Raw genomic sequence first — 13740 nt, forward strand, 5'->3', positions numbered from 1 at the left:
CCGGCTCAGTCCTGCGGCACGCCCTGCTCGGGCAGGTCGACCTGCTCCTCGGGATCGACCAGGCACGTGCGGCAGAAGTCCACGCCGAACGGCGTCAGGTGGATGGAGCGGCGCACGACCTTCGGGAAGCGCACCGAGTGCATCGCCTCCAGCACGTCAGGCTGGGCCTCGACCACCTGGTACTCCAGCGGGTCCTCGAGCTGCTCCCGGGAGAACCAGACCAGCCCCAGCCGGAAGAGGTTGTTGAGGTAGGCAGGGACCTCGTCGAGGTAGCGCACGCCCGCCCGCGGTCCGATCATCGTCAGCCCTCCTGCGAGCAGGCTCGAGCTCACCATCCCGACCGGGCCGCCGGTGCGGACGTCGACCGACGGCTGCGGTCCTCCGCGAAGGAGCAGCAGCAGGATCCGCGCTTCGTCCGGGGCGAGATCGTCGAGGATCCGCCCGTACGCCGGGTGCGCCTCGTCCTCGCTCCAGACGTCGCGCGACCGGCGGAGCAGGTCCTCGCCACGCTCACGCAGGCTCAGCTCGCCCCGGTTCTCGGGCTCCTCGGCGGGCACCATCATCGACGACAACGACACGGTCGCCCTCAGCAGGGCGTTCGGCAGCGGCACGCCGTTGGAGACGGCCGTGGCGACGCTGGAGATCGCGCGCGACGCCTCCGCGACGTCCTCGGCCACGCCGCGCACCAGTTCGCCGGCCGCCATCGGGTCGGTCATGGCCCGGGCCAGGTTGCGCGCCGACCGGGCACCCGAGCCGATCGCCCAGGTCGCCGACCGCAGGGCCGCGGTGCCGGCGATGCGCGCGACGCCGGGAAGCGCCTCGGCCGCACCGTCCCAGACCGCGGGCGTGCGCTCGCGCACGGAGCGCTCGCGGCGCAGGCGCTCCCTGGCCTGCTCCAGCTCCCACTCGCTCCCGCTCATCGCCCACCCACTCCGAAGATCGCCAGGTGGATCAGGCCACCCGCGAATCCCATGATCGCGCCGTGGGCGTAGAGCATCCACTCGTCCTCCCTGATCGCGGAGCGCATCATCTCGACGAAGTCCCGAGGGGGCAGCTCCTTGGTCCGCACCGCCACCAGGGTGCGGATCTTGTCGGCCTGTCGCTTGCTGAACACGGGGTCGCGGAAGGGCGTGATCGTGCGGTCCACTGCCTCGGTCGCGACCGCGTCGCGGATGTTGTCGAACCGCTGGCGGCCGACGGCGATCCGCACGGCACCGCGCACGGGTCCGGCGGCCTGGTCGATCGCGGGCCGCATCGCGGTGGCCAGCATCTGGCGCGTGCGGTCACCCCTGGGCCCGTCGAGCAGGAAGTCACCGATCCGCTCGAGGGTGATCACGTCGTCGGCGATGATCTGCGCGTAGACCTCGGCGGCCTCGTCCTGGCGGCGCAGGAACAAGCCGTGCACCTTGATGCCCAGGATCCGCCGCGGCTCCGGCGGCTCGAAGATCAGCCACATGCCCAGGGCGTTCGTGGTCCAGCCGACCAGCACGCCGAGCACCGGAAGCAGCCACCACTGCCCGAACCAGTGGTCGACGATCGCCACCGGGATGCCGAGCAGGAACCCGAAGATGAAGCCGAACGCGACCATGAGGTTCAGCTCCCGCTGCCCGAAGTCGCGGAAGATCCGCACCACCAGGGCCGGGTTGGCCTGGAAGTGGTTGATCACCATCACCTTGGGGTCGAGCAGCTGGTCGATGTGGACGCCGATCTCGTCAGTGATCCCGCGTACGACGGTCGGCAGCTGCGCCTGCACCCGGGCGATGATCGCCTGGCGGGCCGGGCGCGGAAGGTCCCGCCAGAGGCTCGGGTGCTCCCGGGCCATGATGTCCTCGATCATCTTCGGCATGTCGGGTTGGAAGACCGAGACGATGTGCTCGGCGATCTGGTCCGGCTCGAGCTGCTGGTAGAACTCAGCAGGAGTGCCCAGCTTGGCGATCGCCTTGTCCACCGCGATGCTGCCCATCTTGGCCGCGCGGGCCGGCACGATCCCCTGCCAGCCGATGCCGCCCTGCAGGAAGCCGGGAACCTCCTGCACCTTGCGGGGAAGCACCCGCGAGAGCTGGCGGAGGCCGGGCACGTTGATCCCGTGGAAGCGGACCGGCGAGAACAGCATGATCAGGCCGGTCCAGTTGATCAGCCAGCCGATGACCCCGGTGAACACGGGGATCGTGGCGATGTGGATCCACCCGTGCGCGTCGACGTCGCGGAAGAACCAGTCGATCTCGAGTGCCAGCACGCCCGATGCCCACCTCTGCCGTTGCCGCGACCCGCGTGGGTCGTCGCTGACACTAACGGCTGAACGGCGGCACGGTCACTGAGGTCCAGCCACCACCACCAGGCCCACCGCGGCGAGTGTGCGCGGGATCACCCGAACGGGTGGAGCGTCCCGCGGGGTCGCAGTGCGGGCAGGTTGGGTCGTCGCTCGGCCAGCGCGGAGAGCGCGGCGTCGAGGGCGGACCTGAGCTCGCGGGTCTGGGCGGCCAGCTCGGCGTTGCGCGCCCGGAGTGCCGCGACCTGGTTCTCCAGGTCGAGGATCCGGCGCACGCCCTCGAGCCCGATGCCCGCCGCCGTGAGCTCGGCGACCACCCGCAGCATCTCGATGTCGTTGAGCGAGTAGCGCCGGCCGCCGCCACCGGTGCGACCCGGGGACACCAGTCCGGCGCGGTCGTACTGGCGCAGCGTCTGGGGGTGCAGGCCGGTGAGCTCCGCGGCGACGCTGATGACGTAGACCGGCGTGGACGGACCGGGCGTGCGCGGCTGCCGGGGCTGGCGTGGCTCACCCGACGACGGGCGCGGCATCATCGGCTCCTCTCGAACAGCGCGGCCCGCGGGTCGCGGCCGGCGGTGGCCTCGCGGTACGCCGTCACGGCGGCCCGAGCGGCGTCGTCGAGCTGCGCGGGCACCTGGACCTCGACGGTCACGAGCAGGTCTCCCTTGGTGCCGTCCTTGTGGCTCACTCCCCGCCCCCGCACGCGGAAGACCCGCCCGTTGGGCGTGCCCGCGGGGATCCGCAGGGTCACCGGGGTGCCACCGAGGGTCGGCACCTTGATCTCCGCACCGAGGGCGGCCTCGTCGAAGGTCACCGGCGCGGTCAGGGTGAGGTTGTCGCCCTTGCGGCCGAACAGCGGGTGGTGCCGCACGTGCACGGTGACGAACAGGTCGCCGGCCGGGCCGCCGTTCTCGCCGGGCGCGCCCTTGCCCTTGAGCCGGATCCGCTGACCGCCCTTGACCCCGGCGGGGATACGGACCTGGAGGGTGCGGCTGGACCGACCACGACCGGAGCCGTGGCACGTGGGGCAGACCTCGTCGTACACGAGCTGGCGCCCGTGGCACTCGGGGCAGGTCTCGTTCATCGAGAACGCGCCGCCGAGGTTGCTCACCACCATGCCGGCGCCGTCGCACGTCGGGCAGACGTGCGGCCGGGTGCCGGGCTTGCCGCCGGTGCCCTTGCAGGTCTCGCACGGCGAGTCCGAGGACATCCGCAGCGCGACCGTGGTGCCGTCGACGGCCTCGTCGAAGTCGATGGTCGCCTCGGTCTCGAGGTCGGCGCCGCGCGCCGCCCGCCGTCCACCGGCCCGCGTGCCGCCACCACCGCCCCCTCCGAACAGGTTGCCGAAGAGGTCGGAGATGTCGAAGCCGCCCGCGGTGCCCGCGCCGCCGGAGGGACCGCCGAAGCCACCCGGGAAGCCGAAGCCGCCGCCTCCCCCGCCCGCCGGGAAGCCCCCGGCGAACATCGAGCGCATCTGGTCGTACTCCTTGCGCTTCTCCGGATCGCCGACGACGTCGTAGGCCTCGGCGACCTCCTTGAAGCGCTCCTCGGCCGCCTTGTCGCCCGGCCGCGAATCGGGGTGGTGCTCCCGTGCGAGCTTGCGGTAGGCCTTCTTGATCGTCGCTGCGTCGGCGTCCTTGGCGACGCCGAGGACCTTGTAGAAGTCCTTGTTCGCCCAGTCGGCGTTGCTGGCCACGGGTTCCCCCCTCTCTCGGCTCGGTCAGGTGCGGCTGACTCGTCGGGTGGTCGAGCCGACCGGCACGTCAGTCGATCGGCTCGGGGTCGACCACCAGCACCTGCGCCGCGCGTACGACGCGGTCGCCGATCCGGTAGCCGGCCTTCGCGATGTGCTTGCAGGTGACGACGTCGACCTCGGGGTCGACGCCGATGTGGGACAGCGCCTCGTGGTGGGTCGGGTCGAACGGGTCGCCGGGCTCGCCGAAGCGGGTCAGCCCGAGGCCGCTGACGATCCGCTCGAGCTGGTCGGCGACTCCCTTGAAGCCACCCTCCAGCTCGCCCGCCGCGCGCGCCCGGTCGATGCTGTCGAGCACGTCGAGCATCGGGCTCAGCACGGCGAAGACGGCGTTCTCGCGGACCAGGTCGCGGTCACGCTCGACCCGCCGCTTGTAGTTGAGGAACTCCGCCTGCAGCCGCTGCAGGTCGGCGGTGCGCTCGGCGAGCTGCTGGCGCAGCGCACCAACCTCGTCGACCGGCTCCCCGAAGGGCTCGTCCTCCGGCGCGGCCCCGTCGACCGGTCCGAGATCGTCTCCGAGCTCGGCCTCGGGGGCCGCAGTCTCCTGCGGCCCCTTCGGCACGTCGACCGGGACGTCCAGGTCGGGCGTCACCTCAGGGTTGTCCTGGGTCACTTGTCCTCGCCCTCGCCCGGCTCGTCGACGATCTCGGCGTCGACCACGTCGTCGTCGGCGTTGCTCTCGGCACCGGTCTCCGCGCCTGCGGTGGCACCGGCCTCTGACTCGTTCGCCGCGTAGAGAGCGGCACCCATCTTCTGGCTGGACTCGCCGACCTTGGCGATCGCGGCCTGCAGGGCGTCCTTGTCGGCGTTCTCGTCCTCGAGCAGCTTCTTGAGGGCGTCGACGTCGGCCTGCACCTCGGTCTTGACGTCCTCGGGCAGCTTCTCGCCGTTCTCGGAGAGGAACTTCTCGGTCGTGTAGACGAGGCTGTCGGCCTGGTTGCGGGTCTCGACCGCCTCGCGGCGACGGGCGTCCTCCTCGGCGTACTGCTCGGCGTCGCGGACCATCCGGTCGATGTCGTCCTTCGACAGCGCACTGCCGCCGGAGATCGTCATCGACTGCTCCTTGCCGGTGCCCTGGTCCTTGGCGGACACGTGCACGATGCCGTTGGCGTCGATGTCGAACGTGACCTCGATCTTCGGCACGCCCCGGGGAGCCGGGGGCAGACCGGTCAGCTCGAAGTTGCCGAGCGGCTGGTTCTGCGCCCACATCTGGCGCTCGCCCTGGGCGACCTTGATCTCCACCGACGGCTGGTTGTCGTCGGCGGTGGTGAAGATCTCCGACCGCTTGGTGGGGATCGTGGTGTTGCGCTCGATCAGCGTGGTCATCACGCCGCCCTTGGTCTCGATGCCCAGGCTCAGCGGGGTGACGTCGAGGAGCAGCACGTCCTTGACCTCGCCCTTGAGCACGCCGGCCTGCAGCGCGGCGCCGACCGCGACGACCTCGTCGGGGTTCACGCCCTTGTTCGGCTCCTTGCCACCGGTCAGCTCGCGCACGACGTCGGCGACGGCCGGCATCCGGGTCGAGCCACCGACGAGCACGACGTGGTCGATCTTCGCCACGTCGAGGCCGGCGTCCTTGATCACCTGGCGGAACGGCGCCTTGGTGCGCTCGAGCAGGTCGGCGGTGAGCTTCTGGAACTCCGCGCGGGTCAGCTTCTCCTCGAAGTGCAGCGGACCGGACTCACCGTGGGTGATGTACGGCAGGTGGATGGTGGTCTCGCTCGAGCTGGACAGCTCGATCTTCGCCTTCTCCGCCGCCTCCTGGAGACGCTGCAGCGCGATCTTGTCGGCGCCGAGGTCGACGCCGTTGTTGTCCTTGAACTTCTTGACCATCCACTCGACGATCCGGAGGTCCCAGTCGTCACCACCGAGGTGGTTGTCACCGCTGGTGGCCTTGACCTCGACCACGCCCTCGCCGATCTCGAGCAGGGACACGTCGAACGTGCCGCCACCGAGGTCGAAGACCAGGATGGTCTGCTCGTGGTCGCCCTTGTCCAGGCCGTAGGCGAGCGCCGCCGCGGTCGGCTCGTTGACGATCCGGCTGACGTTCAGGCCGGCGATCTCGCCGGCCTCCTTGGTGGCCTGGCGCTGCGCGTCGGAGAAGTACGCCGGCACGGTGATCACCGCGTCGGTGACCGGCTCGCCGAGGTAGGCCTCCGCGTCGCGCTTGAGCTTCTGCAGGACGAACGCGCTGATCTGCTGCGCGGTGAAGTCCTTGTCGTCGATCCGGGTCTTCCAGTCGGTGCCCATGTGACGCTTGACCGACCGGATGGTGCGGTCGACGTTCGTGACCGCCTGACGCTTCGCGACCTCGCCGACGAGGACCTCGCCGGACTTGGCGAAGGCGACGACGGACGGCGTCGTGCGCGCACCTTCGGCGTTCGCGATGACGGTGGGCTCGCCACCCTCGAGGACGGCCACGACGGAGTTCGTCGTGCCCAGGTCGATGCCGACCGCTCGTGCCATGTTGGGTTACCTCCATCTGGGCCCGGCGGCGCCGGGCGCGTGCTTCTGACTGCGGGTCTCGGGTTCGTCCGCCATCCTGCGCGGCGTCCCCGAGTGTGGCAAACAAGTTGAGTCGCTTCAACTCAAGTCTTGTCACACGTCCCAACGCACATCATCGACCGGGCATTCCGGATCCGACAGAGGAATTCGGCCCGGATCAGAAGGCGCCGGCGCCGCCGGGACCGCGGGTTTCCGCGGCCGGCCACCCGGGTAGCCTGCCGCCATGCCCGACACCGACGCACGGGTGGTCTACGCCCGCAAGGCCGTGTCCGCGCGCGCCTGGGCGGTGCCCTTCGTGCTGGTCGCCCTGCTGACGCTGGGCTTCGTCGTGGCCGACCTCCCGCACGTCACCGCCACCACGGTCCTCGCGCCGGTGGGGGCGTCCAGCCCGGTCCTGCTGATCTGGCTGCTCACGCTCTGGTCGCTCGACCGCTACGGGGCGGTCACCCTGACCCGCGAGACCCTCCGGGTCGGGCGCGACCGCGTCCCGGTCGCGGACATCGAGCCGCAGTGGGTGCGGATGCTGGCCACCAGGGCCGACCCGGCGCTGGCGCAGCGCCTCGGGACCTCGGCGAGCACCGTCCAGGTGCCGGGCAGCAGGCAGGCCGACGGTGATCGCGGCCGCCTGCTCGGAGGGGCGTACGGCGCCACGCTCGGCGACGACCTCGTGACCCTCGAGCTCCGCAACAACCAGCGGGTGACCGTGCCGACCCGTGACCGCCGCGGCCTGCTGGCCGGCCTGCTCACCGTTCTCGACGAGTCCGGCAGCGCCTGAACCCGAGCGCGCTAGCCGGTGTTGGGCTCGGGGCGCGGGACCAGGTCGATCAGCTCGCCGACCCCCTCCGCGATCCGGCTGGGGCGGTAGTCGACCAGGCTGTCCAGCCGGGCGCACGCGAGCAGCTCGGCGAGCACGACGTCGCCGAGACCGGCCGCCGGGGTCCAGGAGGTCACGTGGGTGTCGACGGTCGCGCCCCCGGTGGGGTTGCCCAGTGCTCGCCCCCGCGCCGCAGGGTGGGTGGTCACCAGCGGCTCACCGTCTCCCGGCGTGCGACCGCGGGAGAGCACCAGCCTCTCGCCGGCCGCGCGACCACCCTCGAAGTGCCACACCCAGGTCCGTCCGGCCGCCTCGACCCGCAGGAAGCGCAAGGTCCCCCGCAGCCGCGACCTCCTCGACTCGTCGGCCTGCATCAGCACCGACCCGACGGACCCGTCCAGTCGGACGACCTTCCGGTAGCCGCCCGTCGGATCGGGAGCACCCGAGAGGTCCAGCTCGGCGAGCACCGCGCCGTCGCAGCGAGCGAGTCGTCGCTGCCACCGGGCGGCCACCTCGACGGACCGTCCGGCGATCGTGGTGCCGGCGAGCTCGAGCTCGACGTCCTGGTCCTGGGCGAAGTACCGCGGCAGCGCCTCGACCGCGAGCAGCTCGGCCACCTCGACCCGGCCGCCCTCACCGATCGGCTCCCACACGCCCGGAGGGCCACCTCCCGGGCCCACGTCAGCGGTACTCGGGATCGTGGTGCCGGGCCGCGGCGTTCGCAGCCGCGACCTCGTCGGCCTGCTTCGACCGGGCCTGCTGCGACACCGTCTGCGCCTCCTCGCGAATGGCCTGCGCGGCGCGGCCGGCCGCGCCCCTGAACCCGCGGATCGCCCCGCGCACCTCCGTCGCGTTGTCGCAGTCCCAGGTCGAGCCCTGGGCTGCGGTGTTCGCGGCGTCGCAGCAGACCTCGAGGTCGTCGGCCAGCGCGCGCATCAGCCGGGCCTTCTCGAAGAGCTCGTCGGAAGTCGCCATCGCCGTCCGTCCTAGAACCAGTTGCCCGGGTTGAGCTTGGAGTCCTTCACGGCGTCGAAGCCGTCGCTGATCGTGCCGCCGACCGCGTCGGCCGCGTCCCCCATCCTGTCGCCGGCCCAGTCCACCGCCTCGTCGGCCGCGTGGGTCACGTCGTCCCAGTGCTCGACCAGCCGGGCCCCGCCGTACACGACCCCGGTGACCGCGACGGCACCCCACGTGACCGGGTTGGGCGCGATCATGGCGGCGGTGAGCGAGGCGTTGAACCCGACCTCGGCGAAGTCGCCGATCACCTTGGCCTTGCCGCTGGTGCCGCCGTGGGTCCAGGCGTCCTGCTCCTCGTGCGACCGGAACGAGTTGATCAGACCGACGGTGCTGTCCCCGGTGGCGAACGCGCTCCCCGCGACGCCGAGGACGCGCAGGCCGCCGGCGACCCTGCCCATCTCGAGGAGCCCGCCGGCCCGGCCCACCGTCAGCAGGTTGGTCGCGTTGCGCGCCACCGCGATCTTCTCGGTCTGGCCCGCGGCGTTGACGATCTCGGTCTGCCAGGGTCGCCCGAAGACGTTCCCGGTGATGTTCGCGATGCGTCCCACCGCCGGGGCCTTCGCGATGTCGACCAGGCGGTCCATGTTGTCGCGGACGAACGGCTGGTTGAGGAACTGCGCCCATCGCGTGAGCTGGGCGGACTCGGCACCCGGCACGGTCGCCGACCGCGCGGCGGCCAAGGCCTCCTCGAAGGTCTGCGACTTCAGGACGTACTTGACCGCCTGCGCCCTCAGCCAGGGCATCGTCGTGCCCGGGGCGAACAGGGTGCGCTTGCCGGAGAGGTAGAAGCCGTCGACGGCGGCGATGCCCTTGCGCAGCCACTGGGCCTGGAGCGCCAGGTCGCGACCCTCCAGGGCCGTCGCTCCGGCCTCGCCCCAGCGGCTGGTGATCTTGAACAGCAGGCTGTAGGCCTGGGTCCTGCCGAGGTTGGCGGTCGCCAGGGAGGCCATGCCGCCCGCCTGGAGGAGGGACTGGTACTCGTCGAAGGCGTGGATCCCCCTCTGGATCAGCTCGCCCTTGTCGTCGAGCAGGGGCAGGTGCGCGAGCGCCCGGGCCTCGACCTTCTCGATCCAGTCGGAGAAGTTCTGCGAGCCGTCCCAGTCGAGGATGCCGGTCTCGCCCTGGTCGCGGGCCCGCTCGGCGGCCTCGAGCGTGTAGAGCTGCTCGTCGACCGGCATCGAGCCTCCCGCCATCTGCCGGAGCTCGTCGGGAGAGACCTTGAACGAGGTGAAGCTCGTGTCGCCGTGCTCGAGTCGCTCGACGAGCCCGATCCGGGCACGGAGGTCGACGGCGGTCTCCGAGGCCCAGGTCGGGGCCGCGCGCAGCTGCGCGACCTCGCCACCGACGCCGAGCCCGTCGGCGGCGCTGAGCAGGCCCGGCAGGTCCGCGGCGAGGTTCGTCAGCGCGTCGGCGGTGGCCTCGAGGACGTGCTTGTCGACGAAGACGGGCTTCGTCACACGGCGTCACCCCCAGCGGCCGGCCGGCCGATCAGCTCGGCAGCCTCGGTGAGCTCGGCCTTCGACGGGAGCAGCTCGGCGAACGCCTTCCAGAGGTCTCCCCCGCTGATCGGCGCGAACGTCGCCTCGGCGTCCGGGGTGATCTGCTCGGGCCGGAGCGGCTCCGCGGGCGACGTACGGGCCCAGAACCCGCCGGACCCGCAGTCCCACACCGCAAGGCCTCGGGAGTGCCGCGTCTCGGGACCCCAGGCACACGTGATCCGCCACGTGCCCTCGAGCGTGGCGAGCACGGCGATCCACATCTCCCGCTGCTCCGCGGACATCTCGCCGAGGATGCCGTCCAGCCCGGCGATCGCGGCCGTGCGGACGTCGTCCCACCCGCCTCCGGACTCGGCGGAGAACGCGGCGAGCAGCGCAGCGATCGTGCGGAGCGGCGCGGTGACCGGCCGGGCGACCTCCGGCGGGGTGCTGCGCCGGAAGCCGACCAGCCGAGCGAGGACCCAGAGCAGCTGGGGCAGCTCGTCCTTGACGAACACGACCTCGTCGTCCGCGGCCCCGGGCCACGGTTCGGTGTACCAGAGGCTCTCGTCGCCGCGGACCACGACGTGGCTGACGGTCGGTCCGGCCTGGCTCATCGTCTCGACCCACAGCTCCACCAACGGCTCGGCCATCGCGACCGCGAGGTCGGCGACGAGCCGGTGCACCGAGCCCTCGGGGTCGACCAGCCCGGCTGCGGCGAGCCGGTCGAGATCAGGGTCGTCGCCCGGACCGGGCTTGATCTCACGGTTGGAGCAGAGCCGGAGCAGCTCGAGCTGGGCCTCCGTGAGGCTGATCCGGCGACGCAGCGGGTCCAGGCGGGGCATGGGGCTCCTGAAGGGGCAGGGGTGTGGAGGTCCGGGACGAAGAAGGACCAGACACCGGTCGTGGTGCCTGGTCCCTCCGAGTACGTCGATGCGCTCAGATGGAGGCAGACTCACCCGTCGCCGCGGCGATGTTGTTGTGCTGGGTCCGGATGTCGTCCCGGCCCTCGTTCAGCGCCTGGTGGAGCTTGTCGAAGTGCGGCTTGAACTCCTCCCACGCCGAGCGGAACTTGTCGGCGTTGGCGCCCTTCCAGACGGCCTGGTTGACGTGGCCGTCGAGCGTGGTCTTGAACTCGAGCGCCTTCTGAGCGTGCTCGTCGAGCCCCTTGTGCAGGTTGCGCAGGGTCTCGAGATCGCCACCGACTTCAGCCATGGTGTTTCCTCTCCGAGTTGAGTTTCGTTGTGCGGCCCCGGCACCCTCCGCGGGTACGTCGTGACGAGCCAGTGGAGCCGTTCTACCCGTGCCCACACCCCGCTAAACAAGGCCGTTTCGATGGTTGGCCCGCACCCGGACGGGGAATGCTGACGCGACTCCAGACCCCGCTCCCAGGAGGTGTCGTGCCGCCGAAGCTGAAGGCGAACCCCCGCAAGCAGGAGCTGGCCGACGCCCTGAGCCGGGCCCGGACGGTGGCCGGCACGATCCCCGGCATCCTGCAGCCGGCGGCAGCGGCCATGTCGGCGAAGGCGTGGGTCGGCGGCTCGTCGCACGACTTCGAGGCCGGCCTCTCCGAGCAGGCCCCGGCCGCGAAGAAGGGGGGCACCAGCTCGGTCGAGGAGATCCAGTCGGCCTACGACCGGTGTCCCGCCGAGATCCCGGATCCCACCGCGCAGGACGCCCACTGATGGGTGAGGCCACGATCGACCTCGACGCGATGCAGTCGCTGGTGGACACCATGAACACCGCGGCGACCGACCTGCGGGGCGCGAGGTCCGACCTGGCCGGCATCCTCTCCGGCGTCTCGCTGGACACCTCTCCGCCGTACCCGCTCGAGACGGCCGCGTCCTGGGTGGAGGGACAGGTCCCCGGCCTGCGCCGTCGGCTGGCCCTCGCCCAGGCGATCGCGGCCTCGAGCCCCGGCTTCCACGGCGGCGCCGTGCGCATCGAGGAGGACGACCTCAGCCGGTTGTCGCCCGCCGAGGCACAGCGCAAGGGTGCGGCCGCAGCGGCAGCACTGCGGGACGCAGCCGGCATGCCCGACCCGGCCCTCGTCGCCGAGATCACGGCGAACCAGAACGATCCCTACTACGCAGCCGCGTTCGCCAAGGTCCTCAGCCCCGAGCAGCTCGCCACGATCGTCAAGGACGCGTCGGCCAGCTGGCAGGGCGGGTTCCCAGGGCCGACCGCGAAGGGCGCGCCGGGGTTCGACGAGTGGACCAAGCACTACAAGGACGCGCTCGCTGCGATCGGCACGACGCTGGGCACGGCGACCCGCAACACCGCACCAGACCTGGCGCTGCCCCCGGACAACGCGCAGCGATGGGTGGACCAGTTCACCGCCGACATCGAGCAGCACGGCGACTCGCTGCGCGACTCCAACCAGGGCAACGCGCTGGGGCTCAGCTACCTGCTCACGTTCGGCACGTACTCGACGCCGTTCCTCGACAAGGTCGCCACGGACGCCTACGACTACGAGCGCAGGCACGACGACGATCCCGTGTGGGCGCCGAAGACCGGCGGCGACTACGGCTTCCCCGTCGACCCGCGGTGGGACCGCGAGAGCGTGGCCGACCTGGACGTGATGACGAACATCATGCGGGGGCTCAGCCACAACGCCGACGCCGCGCAGCACTTCTTCAGCCAGGGCGGCGACGACAAGGTGAAGATCAACGGCCAGGACGTCGAGGTCAACGCCCGCCTGCACTACCTCCTCCAGGACCGCACGTGGTCCTCCAGCGACACCTCCGACGAGGGCGACGCGCTCGGTGACGCGCTGCGTGCCGCGACCACCGTCTACCGCAACCGGCTGGCGACCGGCGAGACCTCGGCGACGATCGCGTCGCAGACGATCGCGCTGCTCGGCGACAAGACCGGCGACGGGGCCCACGGAGGCCACTGGTACCTGCTCGGCGGCGGGTCGTCGGCCGGCTGGAAGATGCCGGAGGCGTTGCGCTCCGACGTCGCGGACATCCTGGCGTCCTACGTCCCCGACCTCTTCCGCGAGTACAGCGACCCGGCCAACCGGCCGAGCGACCTCGTCCCGCCCTGGTACCAGACCACCAACCCGCAGGGCGTGGACGGCGACCCGTTCGGGATGTCGCTGAACCACGACGACCTCTCCAAGCTCGTACAGACCCTCGGCGAGGACTCCGCGAACATCACCAAGATCAGCACGGCGGTCCTCGCCTACAACCAGTACCAGCTCAACGACCTCTTCGCCGGCATCACCGACCCGCAGACCAAGGTCGACATCCTCAACGGCAAGGACTGGCCGCCGCTGACCAACGGCATGAAGGTCGGCCCGAACGTGCTGACCCACCTGTTCACCGACGCCTACACCGGTGACGACCGACAGGAGAAGATCGACCAGGCGAACAAGGAGGCTCTCGACAAGTTCATCGACCTCGCCGGGAGCCTGCCCGTCGTGAACATCACGAACAAAGCCGGCTCGTGGGCGTTCGACGCGGTCAAGGGCCAGGTGCTCGACCAGCTGAAGAAGGGCCCGGACGCCACCGCCTCGAAGCTGTGGACCGACGAGGCGAACAAGGAGACCGAGGCGCTCACCCACAACTTCCAGAACGTCATGCTCCAGAACGGCTTCTACGATGCAGACGTGATCGACCTGCTGCTGGCTCAAGGCACCAGGGACGGCGGCTACAGCGCTCCTCCGAAGGAGGCACTGCGCTTCGACGCCGACGGCAAGGTGGCGGGTTTCGACTTCCAGTCGACGGCGTACAACGAGTGGGCCACCGGCCACTACGACAAGGACACCCACCCCACGTGGGGAGCGATGCCGGGAGGCCAGCTCAGCGAGGGGATCAAGGAAATCTACGTGACGAACTTCGGAGTCCACTTCTCATGACGCAGCGTTGGGCGACGACCGCAGGTGCGCTCCTGCTCACCCTCA

14 protein-coding genes are annotated in these 13740 nt (G+C 71.0%); 3 read left to right on the forward strand and 11 right to left on the reverse strand.

Annotated features, from left to right (window positions below):
* Nucleotides 1-5: 5 nt before the first annotated feature.
* The 6 genes from EFL26_RS24515 to dnaK form a co-directional block, all read right to left on the reverse strand.
* Nucleotides 6-920, reverse strand: a complete 915-nt coding sequence (locus EFL26_RS24515; protein WP_123222663.1) for an Abi-alpha family protein — start codon at nt 918-920, stop codon at nt 6-8.
* Nucleotides 917-2236 carry a DUF445 domain-containing protein gene (locus tag EFL26_RS09550; protein WP_123222664.1) on the reverse strand — a complete coding sequence of 440 codons (1320 nt, stop codon included), beginning with the start codon at nt 2234-2236 and terminating at the stop codon, nt 917-919. Before EFL26_RS09550 ends, EFL26_RS24515 begins: the two co-directional genes overlap by 4 nt.
* A 128-nt stretch (nt 2237-2364) precedes the next feature.
* Nucleotides 2365-2799 carry a heat shock protein transcriptional repressor HspR gene (locus tag EFL26_RS09555; protein WP_123222665.1) on the reverse strand — a complete coding sequence of 145 codons (435 nt, stop codon included), beginning with the start codon at nt 2797-2799 and terminating at the stop codon, nt 2365-2367.
* Nucleotides 2799-3965 carry a molecular chaperone DnaJ gene (dnaJ, locus tag EFL26_RS09560; protein WP_123222666.1) on the reverse strand — a complete coding sequence of 389 codons (1167 nt, stop codon included), beginning with the start codon at nt 3963-3965 and terminating at the stop codon, nt 2799-2801. The genes EFL26_RS09555 and dnaJ overlap by 1 nt, the downstream gene beginning before the upstream one ends.
* Before the next feature lie 67 nt (nt 3966-4032).
* Entirely contained in the window at nt 4033-4635 is a 603-nt protein-coding gene (gene grpE / locus EFL26_RS09565) for a nucleotide exchange factor GrpE (protein WP_246000120.1), read from the reverse strand.
* Nucleotides 4632-6488 (reverse strand): molecular chaperone DnaK, encoded by a 1857-nt coding sequence (gene dnaK, locus EFL26_RS09570; protein WP_123222667.1) that lies wholly within the window; start codon nt 6486-6488, stop codon nt 4632-4634. Before dnaK ends, grpE begins: the two co-directional genes overlap by 4 nt.
* Nucleotides 6489-6750: 262 nt before the next feature.
* On the opposite strand from dnaK, the gene EFL26_RS09575 reads away from it, so the two are divergent.
* On the forward strand, nt 6751-7302 hold the full coding sequence (locus EFL26_RS09575; protein ID WP_123222668.1) for a hypothetical protein: 552 nt from the start codon (nt 6751-6753) through the stop codon (nt 7300-7302).
* Between the two features lie 11 nt (nt 7303-7313).
* On the opposite strand, the gene EFL26_RS09580 is transcribed toward EFL26_RS09575, so the two are convergent.
* The 5 genes from EFL26_RS09580 to EFL26_RS09600 form a co-directional block, all read right to left on the reverse strand.
* Nucleotides 7314-7994: a hypothetical protein gene (locus EFL26_RS09580; RefSeq protein ID WP_123222669.1), complete on the reverse strand. Its 681-nt coding sequence runs from the start codon at nt 7992-7994 to the stop codon at nt 7314-7316.
* Between the two features lie 28 nt (nt 7995-8022).
* A complete protein-coding gene (locus EFL26_RS09585) occupies nt 8023-8316 on the reverse strand; it encodes a hypothetical protein (RefSeq protein ID WP_123222670.1) in 294 nt (97 codons plus the stop codon).
* A gap of 11 nt (nt 8317-8327) precedes the next feature.
* Nucleotides 8328-9815 (reverse strand): hypothetical protein, encoded by a 1488-nt coding sequence (locus tag EFL26_RS09590; RefSeq protein WP_123222671.1) that lies wholly within the window; start codon nt 9813-9815, stop codon nt 8328-8330.
* Nucleotides 9812-10678: a hypothetical protein gene (locus EFL26_RS09595; RefSeq protein ID WP_123222672.1), complete on the reverse strand. Its 867-nt coding sequence runs from the start codon at nt 10676-10678 to the stop codon at nt 9812-9814. The genes EFL26_RS09590 and EFL26_RS09595 overlap by 4 nt, the downstream gene beginning before the upstream one ends.
* Before the next feature lie 94 nt (nt 10679-10772).
* On the reverse strand, nt 10773-11048 hold the full coding sequence (locus tag EFL26_RS09600) for a WXG100 family type VII secretion target (protein ID WP_123222673.1): 276 nt from the start codon (nt 11046-11048) through the stop codon (nt 10773-10775).
* A 185-nt stretch (nt 11049-11233) separates the two neighbouring features.
* On the opposite strand from EFL26_RS09600, the gene EFL26_RS09605 reads away from it, so the two are divergent.
* Nucleotides 11234-11518 carry a hypothetical protein gene (locus EFL26_RS09605; protein WP_123222674.1) on the forward strand — a complete coding sequence of 95 codons (285 nt, stop codon included), beginning with the start codon at nt 11234-11236 and terminating at the stop codon, nt 11516-11518.
* Complete coding sequence (locus EFL26_RS09610) at nt 11518-13695, forward strand: DUF6571 family protein (RefSeq protein WP_123222675.1); 2178 nt, start codon at nt 11518-11520, stop codon at nt 13693-13695. Before EFL26_RS09605 ends, EFL26_RS09610 begins: the two co-directional genes overlap by 1 nt.
* Nucleotides 13696-13740: the final 45 nt, after the last annotated feature.

The organism is Nocardioides pocheonensis, from assembly GCF_003725535.1.
GTDB lineage: Bacteria > Actinomycetota > Actinomycetes > Propionibacteriales > Nocardioidaceae > Marmoricola > Marmoricola pocheonensis.